Here is a 15974-nt window from a genome sequence, read left to right on the forward strand (position 1 = left end):
TCATGACGAACATGAACGAAATCGATGACGCGCCGATTCCGCTTTGCGTGGATCTGGATGGCACACTGGTGCGCACCGACATGCTGCTCGAAACATTTCTGTTGCTTGCAAAGACCTCGCCTCTCTCGCTCGCCTCCCTGCCGGGCTGGCTCATGAAGGGCAAGGCGAGCCTCAAGCACCGCATCGCCGAGCGAGTAACGATCGATGCAGCTAGCCTCCCCTATCGCACCGATGTGCTAGTCCTGATCGAAACCGCCCGCGCAGCGCAGCGCCCTATCATTCTTGCCACGGCATCTTGCGCCGGCGTCGCCAATGGTATTACGGACCATCTGGGCCTCTTCGACGAGGTACTGTGCAGCGACGAAGGCACCAATCTTTCCTCCCACGCCAAGGCTAGTATGCTCGTCGAACGCTTTGGCGAACGAGGCTTCGACTATATCGGCAACGACAAAGCGGACTTGCCCGTATTCGCACGGGCGCGCCGGGCGTTTCTGGTTTCCTCACAGGACGGTCTGAGGCAAGCGGCGCGGGATCGCAATCACGACATTGATTTTATAGAGGATCCAAGCGGTGGTTTTCGTGTCTGGTGGAGAGCCCTGCGCATTCAGCAGTGGCTGAAGAATCTCCTTGTCTTCGTCCCCCTGCTAGCAGCGCATCAGGTGACGAATCCGCAACTATTGTTCTGGGCGATCCTTGCCTTCATCTCGTTCAGCCTGTGCGCCTCGTCCGTCTATCTGCTGAATGATCTGCTCGACCTGCCCGCAGATCGCAAGCATCACCGCAAGAAGAACCGGCCTTTTGCCGCTGGGACCTTGTCCGTGAAATCGGGCATCGCCGCCATCCCCTTGCTGCTTGGTTCATCCCTGATACTTGCGCTGCAATTGCCGCCACGCTTTCTCGTTGTGCTCGGTGTCTACTATTTTCTGACCGCTGCCTATTCCTTCCTGCTGAAGAAGCAGGTGATCGTCGATGTGATGATACTGGCCAGCCTTTATTCGATTCGTGTCATAGCGGGCGCCGCCGCGACGGATATCAAACCGTCCTTTTGGTTACTCGCTTTTTCCATGTTCATCTTCCTCAGTCTTGCCCTGGTGAAGCGTTACTCGGAGCTGCGGGATACTGCCTTTTCGGTCAAGTTGTTGCCTGGTCGCGGTTATCGTCCTGAAGATCTGCCGGTGGTGCTGGCGCTTGGCTCATCCAGCGGCATGATCAGCGTTCTGATCCTCGCCATGTACACGCAGGCCGAGATTGTGCCCGTCATGTATCCTTCGCACGAATGGTTGTGGTTTGCGCCTTCGCTCATGCTCTATTGGACTGCACGCCTGTGGATGAAGACTGTGCGAGGCGAGGTGGATGAAGACCCCGTGCTCTTCGCGGCGCGGGACTGGCAGAGCATCGTCGTGGTAGCACTGATGGGCTGCACCTTCTTCATGGCAATAAGTGGTCCTTCCTTATGGTGAACACAACATGGCTACTCGCACAGGCCAGCTTCAAGTCAGGTGTCTTGCCCATTCTGATGCTGACTTTTGCGATCCGGTTGATATGGGGACTATTGGTTCCAGTAAGCCCTGTATCGGACGCGAACATGTATCACAGCTTCGCGCAGGAAATCGCCGCAGGCCGAGGCTATGTCTATCCTGGTGGTGAAGCCACGGCTTACTGGCCTGTTGGCCCGTCCGCCCTTTACGGCGCCTTTTATGCGTTGTTGGGCGTGCATGGCTGGGTAGTCATTCTTGTCAACCTGATTCTCAGCTCTATATCGGTAGCTGGAATCTATCAACTCGGCCTTTTGTATTTTGACAGGACGATCGCACGCATCGCGGCGCTGCTATTCGCCTTCTGGCCCGCATGGATCGCCTTCACCACCGTTCCAAACAGCGAATTGCCTCTCATGACGCTGGTGATCTGGGCTTTTGTGGCTCGTGGTACGGGGAAGTTGCCGCACTGGGCTCGCACCGTTCTGTCGACTGCTCTTCTGGTCGCCGCCGCATTCATGCGGCCGACGGTTCTACCGCTTATTGTTTTGCTACCGCTTCTGGATCAGCCCTTCCGTAAACCCGCGCAAACTGTTCTGCACGTCATTCTGGCGCTGGTCGTCGCAGCAATATTGCTGACTCCTTGGGCAGAGCGTAATCGCGCTTTATTTGGCGAGCCGGTACTTATTTCTGCGAATTTCGGTATCAATCTGTGGATGGGCAATAACCCCCAGGCAAATGGGGCCTATATGTCGGTGCCCGAGATAAATCTCAATACAAAAAACGAAGTAGTCCGCGATAACCATTACAAAGGTCTCGCGCTCGACTTCATTCGCGAAAATCCAGGTCTCTATCTTCGGTTATGCCTGAACCGGGTCGCCCACAGCTTTGATCGCGAAAGCATCGGCATAGCATGGAACCAGAACTCGCTAGCTCCTGCATTGCAACCGATACTCAAGGCTGGCTCTGCCGCCTATTGGTTAGCAATTTTCTCCCTCTCTCTCATTGGCGTCGGAGTATTTCTCCGGGAAAATCCTTTGCGTTTTTTCGATCCGCTGGTGGTAACGCCCGCCTTGTTTGCAGCCGTGGCTCTGCTGATCGTCGGCCAGGATCGCTATCATATGCCGATGACGCCGTTCATCGCCTTGTTTGCTGCCTTTTTCATCAATCACATCCTGCACCGTCGATCATCTCGATCAGTGCCGGATACTGCTGCTTAGTTATGATTCGTATGTTCATTTAAGTTTCAATAAGTTAGGTTTGACACTCTTAGTTGTGCGGCTCAAACTCTGGTTTATAGACAGCTATTACAGGGCAGGACCCCATCATGAAAGGCGACATTACAGTCATCCAGCATCTCAACAAGATCCTTGCCAATGAGCTGGTCGCGATCAATCAGTATTTTCTGCATGCGCGCATGTATGAAGATTGGGGTCTGAACAAGCTCGGAAAGCACGAATACCACGAGTCCATCGACGAGATGAAACACGCGGACAAGCTGATCAAGCGCATCCTGTTCCTGGAAGGCCTGCCTAACGTGCAGGACCTGGGCAAGCTGCAGATCGGCGAGCACACCCAGGAAATGCTTGAGTGCGACCTGCGCATCGAACGCACTGGCCACGCTGACCTGAAAGTCGCGATCGCTCATTGCGAAACCGTTGGCGACTACGGTAGCCGTGAACTGCTCGAAGATATTCTTGAATCCGAAGAAGAACATATCGACTGGCTGGAAACCCAACTGGGCCTGATCGATAAAATCGGTCTTGAGAACTATCTGCAATCGCAGATGGGCGACGACGAGTAAGTTAGCGTCCGTTAGATTCAAGACAATAAAAAGCCCCGCTCTCTTTTAAGAGGCGGGGCTTTTTTGTGCCTGCTACTAATGTAGGAGCCGGCTTGCTGGCGATCAACGATAACGCGGTGTTTCAGGTAAACCGCGGTGATGCCATCGCCAGCAAGCCGGCTCCTACAAAGGACCGGGTCAGGCTTCGGTCTTGGCAGCAGCGGCGGCTTCAACAGCCGCTTTGATGGTGCTTTGCAGCGAACCGTCTGCAGCCATCTCGGTCATGATGTCGCTACCGCCGACCAGCTCACCACCAACCCACAGTTGCGGGAAAGTTGGCCAGTTGGCGTATTTTGGCAGGTTGGCGCGGATTTCCGGGTTCTGCAGGATGTCCACGTACGCAAACTTTTCACCACATGCCATCACGGCCTGTGCGGCTTTCGCGGAGAAGCCACACTGCGGGGCATTCGGCGAACCTTTCATGTAAAGCAGAATGGTGTTGTTGGCAATCTGCTCTTTAATCGTTTCGATGATATCCATGAAGCACCTCGGCTGAACTTTCCGACTCGGGGGTCGGCACGGTGGCGCATTGTAACGGAAAGCCGAGCGCCATGCTCGGTCTCCCCGACAGACTCAATCAAGCCGCCGCTACGGTCACCGGCACACCGTTCAATGCCGCATTCCCCGACAACTCATCGAGCTGACACTCGTCGGTCAGGTCATTGGCACTGGAACCTGGCTGGCCGCTGGCAATCGTCATCTGCACGCCAGGCCGCGCATGGCCCCAACCGTGCGGCAGGCTGACCACACCTTTCATCATATCCTGACTGCCCAGCACTTCCACTTCGATCATGCCGACCCGGGAACTGACCCGCACCCGCTGCCCATCGCTGAGCCCGCGACTGGCAAGGTCGTCCGGATGCATCAGCAACTGATGACGCGGCTTGCCCTTCACCAGTCGGTGATAGTTGTGCATCCACGAGTTATTGCTGCGCACGTGACGACGGCCAATCATTAGCAGCTCATCGGCCGCCGGAGCTTGCAGCGCCGCAAATCGCGAGAGGTCGGCAAGGATCGCCGCCGGTGCTGCCTGAACGCGCTGGTTGGCGGTTTTCAGGCGTGGCGCCAGGTTCGATTTCAGCGCGCCAAGGTCGACGCCATGCGGTTGATCGAACAACGTCGCCAAAGACAGCTTGTGCGGCGAGGCGTAGCCATACAGCCCCATTCGCAAACCACGATCGATCATCTGCGCAGGGGGAATCGTCGGTTTCAGTTCCTTGCCGGTCTTCGCGGCAAAGGCCTTGGCCAGCCCGACGAAAATCTCCCAGTCGTGCAACGCGCCTTCCGGCTTGGCCAGGATCGCACGGTTGAACCGGCTGACGTTACGCACCGCAAACATGTTGAACGTGGTGTCGTAGTGATCGTTTTCCAGGGCTGAAGTAGACGGCAGGATCAGGTCGGCATAGCGCGTGGTTTCGTTGATGTACAAGTCAACACTGACCATGAACTCCAACCCGTCCAGCGCCTGCTCCAGTTGCCGGCCATTGGGCGTCGACAACACCGGATTGCCGGCCACGGTAATCAACGCGCGAACCTGCCCTTCCCCTTCGGTGAGCATCTCTTCGGCCAGCGCCGACACCGGCAGCTCGCCGCTGTATTCCGGACGCCCGGATACGCGGCTCTGCCACAGATTGAAATGTCCGCCCGAGGTAGATGCCACCAGGTCCACCGCCGGTTCGGTGCACACCGCACCACCGACGCGATCAAGGTTGCCGGTGACCAGGTTGATCAACTGCACCAGCCAATGGCACAACGTACCGAACGCCTGGGTAGAAACGCCCATACGGCCATAACAAACCGCTGTCGGCGCCGCCGCGAAGTCCCGCGCCAATTGGCGGATCTGCTCGGCCGGCACGGCACACAGCGGGCTCATGGCTTCGGCGGTGAAAGCCGCGACGGCCTTGCGCACGTCATCCAGGCCGTCGACCGGCAAATGGCTGTCGCGGGTCAGGCCTTCAGCAAACAACGTGTTGAGCAGCCCGAACAGCAATGCTGCGTCGCCGCCCGGACGGACGAACAGATGCTGATCGGCAATCGCAGCCGTTTCGCTGCGACGCGGATCGACCACCACCACTTTACCGCCCCGGCCCTGTATCGCTTTCAGGCGCTTTTCGACATCCGGTACGGTCATGATGCTGCCGTTGGAGGCCAGCGGATTACCACCAAGAATCAGCATGAAATCGGTGTGATCGATGTCCGGGATCGGCAACAGCAAGCCGTGGCCGTACATCAAATGGCTGGTCAGGTGATGAGGCAACTGATCGACCGAGGTCGCGGAAAACCGGTTGCGGGTTTTCAGCAGGCCAAGAAAGTAATTGCTGTGGGTCATCAGCCCGTAGTTGTGCACGCTGGGGTTGCCTTGATAAACCGCCACCGAGTTCTGCCCGTGGCGCTCCTGTATCCCTGCCAGGCGTTCAGCGACCAGGTTGAAGGCATCTTCCCACTCGATGGGTTGCCATTCGCTGCCAACGCGCAGCATCGGCTGACGCAGGCGGTCAGGATCGTTCTGGATGTCTTGCAAGGCAACGGCCTTGGGGCAGATGTGCCCGCGGCTGAACGTATCGAGGGCATCGCCCTTGATCGAGGTGATCTGCACATCGCCATCGAGCTCGGTGGTCTCGATGGTCAGGCCGCAGATGGCTTCACACAGGTGGCAGGCACGGTGATGGAGAGTCTTGGTCATGGCCAGTCTCTGTCTTGTTCTGGGCGGGCAATAGCGGCCGCGGGAACAAAACTATGGCGCGTGCCCCGCCACTGCGCCAGCGACGTTCGTCTTGTGAATCGGCGGCCATCAGGCCAGCCGATGACCGCTCGGGATCAGTTCGACGGCAACCTCGGCGGCGCCTGCAACTGAATCTCCTGGATGGTTTCAATCTGTTCGTGGGATACATGCACGCCGGTGAGCTCGCCGATCAGCCGCCAGTGCTCGTCGAGCCCTGTGCTGATGGTGGCCATGCGGTCGATCATCCGCCGGCCAGCCGCCTTGGTCACCTCGTCGTTACTTCGCAAAAGCTCAAAGGACATTGAGGTCATGGAAGCGGTGAGATGCGTCAGTGAGCGGGCCGTGAGACCTAGTAATTCCATCAATTGCTGTTCTTTCGATTCCATTCCGAAGGCTTCCTGCGTCGCTCGTGACTTAGTTATAACCCAGCACATTGCATTAGCAAGTGTTACAAACGAGGCACATTGCCATCAGCGGGCTGGAATGCCGGGTCAGAAACCGACCATCAGCACACCATGCCCGCCCTGTTTGATTGCAAAGCCCCGCAGCCGCAGTGTACAAATGAGCAGCTGCTGTCAGGAAACAGGCTTCAAAAGCGCTACTGCGGTCACCCCATAGCCCCTCTGAAATCCCCTAAAAACCGTAGCCCTATTGGTAAGACGCGACATTTAATTATAAGATCGCGCCTTCCCCTATTTCGTCGCCCTGTGCGGCTTACGCCGCAGGTCTCGCCCGTTTTCCAGTTAAACAAGGCTTTGAGCATCTGCGGTTTGTAGCAAAAAGGTAGTCAATGATGAGCGCAAGGCACTTTCTCTCCCTGATGGATTGCACGCCCGAAGAGCTGGTCAGCGTGATCCGTCGAGGCGTTGAGCTCAAAGACCTGCGTAACCGCGGCGTACTGTTCGAGCCTCTGAAAAACCGCGTGCTCGGGATGATTTTCGAGAAGTCCTCGACCCGTACCCGGATCTCGTTCGAGGCCGGCATGATCCAGCTCGGTGGCCAGGCGATCTTCCTGTCGCCGCGCGACACGCAACTGGGCCGTGGCGAACCGATCGGCGACGCCGCCATTGTCATGTCGAGCATGCTCGATGCGGTGATGATCCGTACGTTTTCCCACAGCACCCTGACCGAATTCGCCGCCAATTCGCGCGTCCCGCTGATCAACGGCCTGTCCGATGACCTGCACCCGTGCCAGTTGCTGGCCGACATGCAAACCTTCCTCGAACATCGCGGCTCGATCCAGGGCAAGACCGTTGCCTGGATCGGCGACGGCAACAACATGTGCAACAGCTATATAGAAGCGGCGATCCAGTTCGACTTCCAGTTGCGCATTGCGTGCCCTGAAGGCTATGAACCCAATCCTGAGTTCGTGGCCAGCGCCGGTGACCGGGTGACCATCGTCCGGGATCCGAAGGACGCCGTGCGCGGCGCTCATCTGGTGAGCACCGACGTCTGGACCTCCATGGGCCAGGAAGAGGAAACCGCCAAGCGCCTGAAGCTGTTCGCGCCGTTCCAGGTCACCCGTGCCCTGCTCGACCTGGCCGCCGATGACGTGCTGTTCATGCATTGCCTGCCCGCCCACCGTGGCGAGGAAATCAGCCTCGACCTGCTCGATGACCCGCGCTCAGTCGCCTGGGATCAAGCGGAAAACCGTCTTCACGCACAAAAGGCCCTGCTCGAGTTTCTCGTTCCGCCTTCGTACCACCACGCATGAGCCAGCCATTACTGCTTAACCTGCGCAACCTCGCTTGCGGCTATCAAGACCAGCGCGTCGTGCAGAACCTCAACCTGCATTTGAATGCCGGTGATATCGGTTGCCTGCTCGGCTCTTCGGGCTGCGGCAAAACCACGACGCTGCGGGCGATTGCCGGTTTTGAACCGGTGCACGAAGGTGAAATCACCCTGGCGGGCGAGACGATCTCCAGCGCCGGCTTCACCCTCGCACCGGAGAAACGCCGGATCGGCATGGTGTTCCAGGATTACGCGCTGTTTCCGCATTTGAGCGTGGCCGAAAACATCGCGTTCGGGATTCGCAAGCATCCGCAAAAGGATCGCGTGACCGAAGAACTGCTGGAACTGGTCAACCTGAAAAACCTCGGCAAACGCTTTCCGCACGAGCTTTCCGGCGGTCAGCAACAGCGTGTTGCCCTGGCTCGCGCCCTGGCGCCGGAACCGCAACTGTTGCTGCTCGACGAACCGTTTTCCAACCTCGACGGCGAACTGCGGCGCAAGCTCAGCCACGAAGTGCGCGACATCCTCAAGGCCCGTGGCACCAGCGCGATTCTGGTGACCCACGACCAGGAAGAAGCCTTCGCGGTAAGCGATCATGTCGGGGTTTTCAAGGAAGGTCGCCTGGAACAGTGGGACACGCCCTACAACCTGTATCACGAACCGCTGACGCCCTATGTGGCCAGTTTCATCGGTCAGGGATACTTCATTCGTGGTCAGCTGAGCAGCCCGGAATCGGTGCAGACCGAGCTGGGTGAGTTGCGCGGCAATCGGGCCTACACCTGGCCGATTGGTGGCGCCGTGGACGTATTGTTGCGCCCGGACGATATCGTTTATGCACCGGACAGTGGCTTGAAGGCGCGGATTGTCGGCAAGTCGTTCCAGGGTGCGTCGACGTTGTATCGGTTGCAGATGCCGACGGGCGCGCAGCTGGAGTCGATTTTCCCGAGCCATGCCGATCATCTGGTCGGTGCAGAAGTTGGCATCCGGGTTGCCGCTGAACACCTGGTGTTGTTCCAGGCGTCCGGCAGCATCGCCGCGCAGATTCCGACGGTCGAATCCGGCGTTCGGCGTTACAGCACTGCCAGCTGATACCTGAATCTGTAGGAGCGAGCGGTGCGGCGATCCGACTTGCCCGCGAAGGCGTAGTGTCAGTCGATATTTGCATTGCCTGACACTACGCCTTCGCGGGCAAGCCTCGCTCCTACGGGATTGGGGTTAACCCAGGATCAGCATTCCGCTCGCAACCAGCGTTGCATTCCCGCCGATCTTCACCCGATCGCCTTCCAGCCGACAGAACAACTCCCCGCCTCGCTTCGAACACTGATACGCCGTCAGGCTCGACTTGCCCAAACGCTTCGACCAATACGGGATCAAACTGCAATGGGTCGAACCGGTCACCGGATCCTCATTGATACCGATCGCCGGCGCGAAGTACCGCGACACAAAATCATGCTTGCTGCCCTTGGCGGTGACGATGGCGCCCGGCCATGGCAGTTTGGCCAACGCGACCATGTCAGGCTGACAGTCGAGCACGGCCTGCTCCGACTCCAGCACCACGAATAATTCATTCGAACCCAACACATCAACCACGTCGACGCCCAAGGCACGTTCGACATCCAGGGTCACGCCGACTGCAGACGGCACGATTGCCGGGAAATCCAGCCACAAGCGACCGCCCTCACGACTCACGCTCAGCGGGCCGGACTTACAAATGAAGTCCAGGCGTTCGACCGGCTCTTTATAGATCTCGAACAAGACATAAGCGCTGGCCAGGGTGGCATGCCCACACAAAGGCACCTCGGTGGTCGGAGTGAACCAGCGGATGTGCCACCCCTGCCCTTCACGCACCACAAAGGCCGTTTCGGCGAGGTTATGTTCAGCGGCGATTTTCTGCATCAACTCATCGGCGAGCCACGCATCGAGGCGATAGACCATCGCCGGGTTACCACTGAACGGTCGCTCACTGAACGCGTCGACCTGATGGAACTCAAGCTGCATAACCTTCTCCCTGATTCAGGCGCGGCCGATATCGGCGAACTTGGCCTGGGTATGTTCGGCCAGTACCGCGGGGGCCAGTTCCACTTCCAGGCCACGTCGACCGGCACTGACAAAAATGCTGGCAAAGGGTTGGGCCGAATTATCGATAAACGTGCGCAGGCGCTTTTTCTGTCCCAGCGGGCTGATACCGCCCAACAGATAACCCGTCGAGCGCTGTGCAGCGGCAGGGTCGGCCATTTCGACTTTTTTCACCCCGGCCGCATGCGCCAGGCCCTTCAAGTCCAGACTTCCGACGACCGGCACCACCGCCACCAGCAATTCCCCTTTTTCACTGGCCGCCAGTAACGTCTTGAACACTTGCGCCGGGTCCAGCCCCAGTTTCTCCGCGGCCTCCAAGCCATAGGACGCCGCCTTCGGATCATGTTCGTAACTGTGCACGCGATGTTCGGCACGAACTTTTTTCAACAAATCCAATGCGGGGGTCATGACAGCTCCAGACTGGGCGGCAGAGAAAAATACTGCGCTGGATTCTAGGACATTGCTCCACAAAAGGCTCTATCACGGCAGCGTTTCCAGCGCTTGGCGCGATTTTTTACCGCTCGTCAGAGTTCGTCCGGTTCGCCAAACAAAACGATCATTCATGTGACTAATAGTTGCATTGTGACCGACAGTTCACTTTCGACCTTTGACAGCAGTGTTTCTTGTCTATATTTTTTCGAATCTGAATACAGTACAACGTGACAACGCAGTACCCAGCAGTAAGCCAGGAACAGGATGGGGATCCTGCCCTGGTGAAAATCGCGCTTTGGCCATGACGAAAAAAGCGCCAGACAACAAAAACAAAGAGGTTTTCAATGACAACTGCTTTACAACAACCGTCGCTTTCGAGCCAATGCATGGCCGAGTTTCTGGGCACTGCACTGCTGATCTTTTTTGGTACCGGTTGCGTTGCCGCGCTCAAGGTCGCGGGTGCCAGCTTTGGCTTGTGGGAAATCAGCATCATCTGGGGCGTCGGCGTCAGCATGGCGATCTACCTGACCGCCGGGGTTTCGGGTGCTCATCTCAATCCTGCCGTAAGCATCGCGCTGAGCATTTTCGCTGACTTCGAAAAACGCAAACTGCCGTTCTATATTCTTGCCCAGGTGGCCGGCGCCTTCTGCGGCGCGTTGTTGGTTTACACGCTGTACAGCAATCTATTCTTCGATTACGAACAAACTCACCATATGGTTCGTGGCACTCAAGCCAGCCTTGAACTGGCGTCGGTGTTCTCCACGTTCCCCAACCCGGTCTTGTCCACGGCCCAGGCCTTCCTGGTTGAAGTGATCATCACCGCCGTCCTGATGGGCGTGATCATGTCCCTGACCGATGACAACAACGGTCTGCCAAACGGGCCGATGGCGCCGCTGCTGATCGGCCTGCTGATCGCGGTGATCGGCAGCTCGATGGGCCCGCTGACCGGTTTTGCGATGAACCCGGCGCGTGACTTCGGTCCCAAACTGATGACTTTCTTCGCTGGCTGGGGTGAAATTTCCTTCACTGGTGGCCGCGATATCCCGTATTTCCTGATCCCGATTTTTGCACCGATTGTCGGTGCCTGCCTCGGTGCTGCAGCGTATCGCGGGCTGATTGCCCGTCATCTGCCCAGCGCCGAACCTGCTACAAAGGACGCAACACCGGCCATTGACGGCAAACCAAGAACTTCTTGATACCGTAGGCGCGTGATCCTGCCCATTTGGTCCCGCGCCTGACCTCACTCCCTTTTTTCGTCCAAGGCAATCGACATGACCGACATTCAGAATAAGAACTACATCATTGCCCTCGATCAGGGTACGACCAGCTCCCGCGCGATCATTTTCGACCGCGACGCGAACGTGGTTTGCACCGCCCAGCGCGAATTCGCCCAGCATTACCCGCAAGCCGGTTGGGTCGAACACGACCCGATGGAAATCTTCGCCACCCAAAGCGCCGTGATGGTCGAGGCCCTGGCGCAAGCCGGCCTGCATCACGACCAGGTCGCGGCCATCGGCATCACCAACCAGCGCGAAACCACTGTGGTCTGGGACAAGACCACCGGCCGCCCGATCTACAACGCGATCGTCTGGCAGTGCCGCCGCAGCACCGAGATCTGCCAGCAGCTCAAACGTGACGGCCACGAGCAATACATCAGCGACACCACCGGCCTGGTCACCGACCCGTACTTCTCCGGCACCAAACTCAAGTGGATCCTCGACAACGTCGAAGGCAGCCGCGAGCGTGCGCGCAAAGGCGAACTGCTGTTCGGCACCGTGGACAGCTGGCTGATCTGGAAATTTACCGGCGGCAAAGTCCACGTCACCGACTACACCAACGCCTCGCGCACCATGCTCTTCAACATCCACACCCTGGAGTGGGATGCGAAGATGCTGGAGGTGCTGGATATTCCGCGCGAGATGCTGCCGGAAGTTAAATCCTCGTCGGAAATCTACGGCCACACCAAAAGCGGCATCGCCATTGGCGGTATCGCCGGTGATCAGCAGGCTGCCCTGTTCGGCCAGATGTGCGTCGAGCCAGGCCAGGCGAAAAACACCTACGGCACCGGCTGCTTCCTGCTGATGAACACCGGCGACAAAGCGGTGAAGTCCAAGCACGGCATGCTGACCACCATCGCTTGCGGTCCGCGTGGCGAAGTGGCCTACGCGCTGGAAGGCGCGGTGTTCAACGGCGGCTCCACTGTTCAGTGGCTGCGTGACGAACTGAAAATCATCAACGACGCGCACGACACCGAATACTTCGCCAACAAGGTCAAGGACAGCAACGGCGTGTACCTGGTGCCAGCCTTCACCGGCCTGGGCGCTCCGTACTGGGACCCGTATGCCCGTGGCGCACTGTTCGGCCTGACTCGCGGCGTACGCGTGGATCACATCATTCGTGCAGCGCTGGAGTCGATTGCCTACCAGACCCGCGACGTGCTCGACGCCATGCAACAGGATTCCGGCGAACGCCTCAAAGCATTGCGTGTGGATGGCGGCGCGGTGGCAAACAACTTCCTGATGCAATTCCAGGCCGACATCCTCGGCACTCAGGTTGAGCGCCCGCAAATGCGCGAAACCACCGCACTCGGTGCGGCGTACCTGGCCGGTCTGGCGTGTGGCTTCTGGGGCAGCCTGGAGGAGTTGCGCGGCAAGGCGGTAATCGAGCGCGAATTCGAGCCGACACTGGACGAAACCGCCAAGGAAAAACTCTACGCCGGCTGGAAAAAAGCGGTCAGCCGCACGCGTGACTGGGAACCTCATGAAGGCGCTGAATAAGCCAACGTAAGTACTCGTATCTGTATGTCCAAACAACGTGAAAGCGTAGCGAGCGAAGGCAAGACAAGGCAAAAACAGGCGAGGACGCGGAGTTTACGAGGTTGTAAATGAGCAGTCCGAGCCTGTTTTTAACGCAGGATTGCCGAGCGCAGTAGCTTTCACGTTGTTTGGAAACTGGTAGGGAGCAGATTCCTGCGTCATCATGGGCAAATTTTGCACGGCAGCCCAAAGGAAGCCCCATGAATCTGCCTCCCCGTCAGCAGCAAATCCTCGAACTGGTCCGCGAACGCGGCTATGTCAGCATCGAGGAAATGGCCACGCTGTTCGTCGTTACACCGCAGACCATCCGCCGCGACATCAATCAGCTCGCGGAATCCAATTTATTGCGTCGCTACCACGGTGGCGCAGCCTACGATTCCAGTGTCGAAAACACCGCCTACGCCATGCGTGCCGATCAGATGCGCGATGAAAAGCAGCGTATCGGCGAAGCCATTGCCGCACAGATTCCCGATCACGCCTCGCTGTTCATCAACATCGGTACCACGACCGAATCGATCGCACGGGCGCTGCTCAACCACAACCATCTGAAGATCATCACCAACAACCTGCATGTGGCTTCGATGCTCAGCGCCAAGGACGACTTCGACGTTCTGCTGACCGGTGGCAATGTGCGGCGCGACGGTGGCGTGGTCGGCCAGGCGAGTGTCGACTTCATCAACCAGTTCAAGGTCGACTTCGCCCTCGTCGGTATCAGCGGTATTGATGAAGACGGCAGCCTGTTGGACTTCGATTATCAGGAAGTGCGGGTGTCGCAGGCGATCATCGCCAATGCACGACAGGTGATTCTGGCAGCGGACTCCAGCAAATTCGGGCGCAATGCCATGATTCGCCTGGGGCCGATCAGCTTGATCGATTGCCTGGTGACGGATCAGCAGCCAGTGCCGGCGCTGGCGCAGTTGTTGAGTCAGCACAAGATTCGGTTGGAAGTCGTTTAAACACCGTTGACATCTTAGTCGTTCATACCGACGCCATCGTGAGCAGGCTCACTCCCACAGGTTTAGCGTAACCCTGTGGGAGCGAGCCTGCTCGCGATGACGATCGTCGAAGCAACACATCTCTTGCTCTCTATCGCCTGTTTAAATGTTCGTAAATTTTCCTTTAACGGCCCTTCGATCAGTATTTTCAATCGAAGTTAACTGGCTGTGGGCGGCTTTATGGGCTACCATTTTCGCAAATGAACATTAATGTTCGAAATCCAATATCGACAATCAAAAAAACCGAGGCCAGCCGATGCCCACTTCTACCTTGCCTACGCCCCCACTCGCCGAGGTCTACGATATCGCCGTCATCGGTGGCGGGATCAATGGCGTGGGGATCGCAGCGGATGCCGCCGGTCGCGGTCTTTCGGTGTTCCTTTGCGAAAAGGATGATCTGGCCAGCCACACCTCGTCGGCCAGCAGCAAACTGATCCACGGTGGCCTGCGCTACCTCGAACATTACGAATTCCGCCTGGTCCGCGAAGCCCTCGCCGAGCGCGAAGTGTTGCTGGCCAAGGCGCCGCACATCGTCAAGCAAATGCGCTTCGTCCTGCCGCACCGTCCGCACCTGCGTCCGGCCTGGATGATCCGCGCCGGCCTGTTCCTGTATGACAACCTGGGCAAACGGGAAAAACTGGAAGGTTCGAAAAGCCTGAAGTTCGGCCCGGACAGCCCGTTGAAAAGCGAAATCACCAAAGGCTTCGAATACTCCGATTGCTGGGTCGACGACGCTCGCCTGGTGGTCCTGAACGCCATGGCGGCCCGCGAGAACGGCGCCCATGTGCACACCCAGACCCGTTGCGTCAGCGCCCGTCGCACCAAAGGCCTTTGGCATCTGCACCTGGAACGCGCCGACGGCAGCCTGCTTTCGATCCGCGCCAAGGCGCTGGTGAATGCGGCCGGCCCATGGGTTGCCAAGTTCATTCGTGATGATTTGAAGATGGAATCGCCGTACGGCATCCGCCTGATCCAGGGCAGTCACCTGATCGTGCCGAAACTGTACGAAGGCGATCACGCGCACATTCTGCAAAACGAAGATCAGCGCATCGTCTTCACCATTCCGTACCTGAACCATTTCACCCTGATCGGCACCACCGACCGCGAGTACACCGGCGACCCGGCTAAAGTGGCGATCACCGAAGGCGAAACCGATTACCTGTTGAAAGTGGTCAACGCCCACTTCAAGAAGCAGATCAGCCGCGACGACATCCTGCACAGCTATTCCGGTGTTCGTCCGCTGTGCAACGACGAATCCGACAATCCGTCGGCCGTCACCCGCGACTACACCCTCGCGCTTTCGGGCACGGGCGAAGAAGCGCCGTTGCTGTCGGTGTTCGGCGGCAAGCTGACCACCTACCGCAAACTGGCCGAGTCGGCGCTGGCGCAACTGGCGCCTTACTTCACGCACATCAAGCCGAGCTGGACTGCCAGCGCCACCCTGCCGGGCGGCGAAGACATGACCACCCCGCAGGCGCTGAGCTCGCGCATCCGTGACCAGTTCGACTGGGTGCCGACCGAAATCGCCCGTCGCTGGGCCACCACTTACGGCAGCCGCACCTGGCGCATGCTTGAAGGCGTACAAAGCCTCAGCGACCTGGGCGAGCACATCGGCGGCGGTCTCTACACCCGCGAAGTCGATTACCTGTGCAGCGAAGAGTGGGCAACCACGGCGCACGACATTCTGTGGCGTCGCAGCAAGCTGGGCTTGTTCACCACCCCGGCCGAGCAGCAAGCGCTGGCGGAGTATCTGAGCAAGGTCGAGCAGAACCGCAGCAAGATTGAAGCGGCCTGATCGGTAATCCGCTTGAACGAAAGCCCCTGAATCTCACGATTCAGGGGCTTTTTGCTATTCGGGAAACACCATCAACCCCCTGTAGGAGC

The 15974-nt window shown here is 58.3% G+C and carries 14 protein-coding genes; 9 read left to right on the forward strand and 5 right to left on the reverse strand.

The window, feature by feature from the left end:
• Window positions 1-2: 2 nt before the first annotated feature.
• The 3 genes from IB246_RS12540 (at window position 3) to bfr (ending at window position 3279) form a co-directional block, all read left to right on the forward strand.
• On the forward strand, window positions 3-1460 hold the full coding sequence (locus IB246_RS12540; protein ID WP_008036436.1) for a UbiA family prenyltransferase: 1458 nt from the start codon (window positions 3-5) through the stop codon (window positions 1458-1460).
• Window positions 1454-2695, forward strand: a complete 1242-nt coding sequence (locus IB246_RS12545) for an ArnT family glycosyltransferase (RefSeq protein WP_032832290.1) — start codon at window positions 1454-1456, stop codon at window positions 2693-2695. Before IB246_RS12540 ends, IB246_RS12545 begins: the two co-directional genes overlap by 7 nt.
• Window positions 2696-2802: 107 nt before the next feature.
• Window positions 2803-3279 carry a bacterioferritin gene (gene bfr / locus IB246_RS12550; protein WP_008032161.1) on the forward strand — a complete coding sequence of 159 codons (477 nt, stop codon included), beginning with the start codon at window positions 2803-2805 and terminating at the stop codon, window positions 3277-3279.
• 177 nt (window positions 3280-3456) lie between these two features.
• On the opposite strand, the gene grxD is transcribed toward bfr, so the two are convergent.
• The 3 genes from grxD to IB246_RS12565 form a co-directional block, all read right to left on the reverse strand.
• Complete coding sequence (gene grxD, locus IB246_RS12555; RefSeq protein ID WP_008032163.1) at window positions 3457-3798, reverse strand: Grx4 family monothiol glutaredoxin; 342 nt, start codon at window positions 3796-3798, stop codon at window positions 3457-3459.
• 97 nt (window positions 3799-3895) lie between these two features.
• On the reverse strand, window positions 3896-6001 hold the full coding sequence (locus tag IB246_RS12560) for a molybdopterin oxidoreductase family protein (protein ID WP_192230044.1): 2106 nt from the start codon (window positions 5999-6001) through the stop codon (window positions 3896-3898).
• A 134-nt stretch (window positions 6002-6135) separates the two neighbouring features.
• Window positions 6136-6426, reverse strand: coding sequence for a hypothetical protein (locus IB246_RS12565; protein WP_008040858.1), 291 nt, complete (start codon window positions 6424-6426; stop codon window positions 6136-6138).
• A gap of 407 nt (window positions 6427-6833) precedes the next feature.
• Between IB246_RS12565 and argF the strand changes: the two genes are divergently transcribed.
• On the forward strand, window positions 6834-7754 hold the full coding sequence (gene argF, locus IB246_RS12570; RefSeq protein ID WP_032832563.1) for an ornithine carbamoyltransferase: 921 nt from the start codon (window positions 6834-6836) through the stop codon (window positions 7752-7754).
• Window positions 7751-8860, forward strand: coding sequence for an ABC transporter ATP-binding protein (locus IB246_RS12575; protein ID WP_008040856.1), 1110 nt, complete (start codon window positions 7751-7753; stop codon window positions 8858-8860). Before argF ends, IB246_RS12575 begins: the two co-directional genes overlap by 4 nt.
• Window positions 8861-8986: 126 nt before the next feature.
• Here IB246_RS12575 and IB246_RS12580 read toward each other — a convergent pair whose 3' ends face one another.
• Window positions 8987-9769 carry a PhzF family phenazine biosynthesis protein gene (locus tag IB246_RS12580; protein WP_008032170.1) on the reverse strand — a complete coding sequence of 261 codons (783 nt, stop codon included), beginning with the start codon at window positions 9767-9769 and terminating at the stop codon, window positions 8987-8989.
• Window positions 9770-9784: 15 nt separating this feature from the next.
• Window positions 9785-10255: a Cys-tRNA(Pro) deacylase gene (ybaK, locus tag IB246_RS12585; protein ID WP_007971306.1), complete on the reverse strand. Its 471-nt coding sequence runs from the start codon at window positions 10253-10255 to the stop codon at window positions 9785-9787.
• A 368-nt stretch (window positions 10256-10623) separates the two neighbouring features.
• Here ybaK and IB246_RS12590 point away from each other — a divergent pair, with 368 nt between their 5' ends.
• From IB246_RS12590 to glpD, 4 genes are all read left to right on the forward strand, one after another.
• Window positions 10624-11475 carry an MIP/aquaporin family protein gene (locus tag IB246_RS12590; RefSeq protein WP_008032171.1) on the forward strand — a complete coding sequence of 284 codons (852 nt, stop codon included), beginning with the start codon at window positions 10624-10626 and terminating at the stop codon, window positions 11473-11475.
• Window positions 11476-11550: 75 nt separating this feature from the next.
• Window positions 11551-13056: a glycerol kinase GlpK gene (glpK, locus tag IB246_RS12595; protein WP_008032172.1), complete on the forward strand. Its 1506-nt coding sequence runs from the start codon at window positions 11551-11553 to the stop codon at window positions 13054-13056.
• A 239-nt stretch (window positions 13057-13295) separates the two neighbouring features.
• Window positions 13296-14051, forward strand: a complete 756-nt coding sequence (locus IB246_RS12600; RefSeq protein WP_008032173.1) for a DeoR/GlpR family transcriptional regulator — start codon at window positions 13296-13298, stop codon at window positions 14049-14051.
• A 295-nt stretch (window positions 14052-14346) separates the two neighbouring features.
• Window positions 14347-15885 carry a glycerol-3-phosphate dehydrogenase gene (gene glpD, locus IB246_RS12605; RefSeq protein WP_008032174.1) on the forward strand — a complete coding sequence of 513 codons (1539 nt, stop codon included), beginning with the start codon at window positions 14347-14349 and terminating at the stop codon, window positions 15883-15885.
• Window positions 15886-15974: the final 89 nt, after the last annotated feature.

Source organism: Pseudomonas sp. PDM01, assembly GCF_014852325.1.
Classification (GTDB): Bacteria; Pseudomonadota; Gammaproteobacteria; order Pseudomonadales; family Pseudomonadaceae; genus Aquipseudomonas; species Aquipseudomonas migulae.